The organism is Isoptericola sp. NPDC055063, assembly GCF_053608125.1.
Genome location: NZ_JBSGUW010000031.1, coordinates 1 through 1,173, shown reverse-complemented (window position 1 = coordinate 1,173; position 1,173 = coordinate 1). Strand labels below are relative to the sequence as shown.

The following is a 1,173-nucleotide window of genomic DNA, read 5'->3' as shown; positions in this document are numbered from 1 at the left end:
CGCCGGTCGGACCCTGCGGTGCTCGGCAGAGTCCGACCGGCGGAGGTTGTCGTGCGTTCTCAGCTGTCGGTGGGGGTGCCGTGGATGGTGATCTCGGCGGCGCCGCCGAAGGCGGCGCCGTTCTGGCTGCTGAGGCCGACGAGCTTGAGGTAGCGTCCGGTGGCGGCGTCGAACGGGACCTGGGTGAGGTCGGTCCCGGTGGTGAACTGCCCGGTCGCGACCGGGTCGCCCCAGTTCGTGCCGTCGGTCGAGACGTAGATCTCGTAGTCCTTGATGCGTGAGTTGGACTCGTCCTGGCGGGGCAGGTATCCGAGCCCGGCCACGTCGTACGTGTGGCCGAGGTCGATCTCGATCGAGTGCGGGTAGGTGTCCGTGTTCCAGCGGGTGTGCCAGAAGGTCGACGGGTCGCCGTCGAGGGCGTTCGCGGCGCCCGCGTTGTCGTTCGTGGTCTCTTCGCTGCTGACCGCGGCGACGGACAGCGTCGAGGAGTCGATGGCGTCGTCGAGCAGCACCATCGCCGTGCCGTCGGCGTCGATCGTGTAGGACTTGCCGTACTCGGAGTAGGTCGCGGTGGACGCCAGCGGCTGCTCACCGTGCGGGGTGCCCTCGGGGACGGTGACCGCCCAGGTGGTCGTGACGGACTTGCCCTTGGCGACGGACTCGAAGGTGCTGGCCGTGGTCGGCGTCGCGGTCCAGCCGTCGGGCAGGTCGAGGGTCATCGACACGTCGTAGACCGGCCAGGCCTGCTTGTTGCCGAACGTGGTGGTGATCTCGCCCGCCTTGCCCGGCTCGAGGCCGGTTAGGTCGGTGCCGCCGATGGATGCTCGGGCCGGCAGGCCGCCCTTGGGGAAGTCGTCGTAGTAGGGCTCGTCGATGTTGGACTCGCGCAGGGTGGTCGGGTCGACGCGCGGGTTGGGCAGGGCGGCGGCGTCGATCCGGTCGCGGGTGGCCTCGGCCACGTCCGCGCCCCAGGCGTCCCAGAAGTCGGCCAGGTCTGCGCCGGCGGCGAGGCTGGTGGAGTAGATGACGTTCTGCCAGCGGGCGTCCTGGTCCCAGCCGCCGTTCTCGGTGTACGGGTCGAGCAGGTCGTCCGCCTGCTGACGCACCACCTTGTGCCAGTCCGGGAAGAAATCGTCGCCGTAGGCGAGGCGCAGCTGCTCGAACGGCAGCACC

Annotated in this window: 1 protein-coding gene; it reads right to left on the bottom strand. The window is 70.0% G+C overall.

Going from position 1 to position 1,173, the window contains the following annotated elements:
* Window positions 1-59: 59 nt before the first annotated feature.
* Window positions 60-1,173, bottom strand: a 1,114-nt coding sequence (locus tag ACWF41_RS21420) for a discoidin domain-containing protein (RefSeq protein ID WP_452183234.1), incomplete at its 5' end; no start/stop codon positions are given.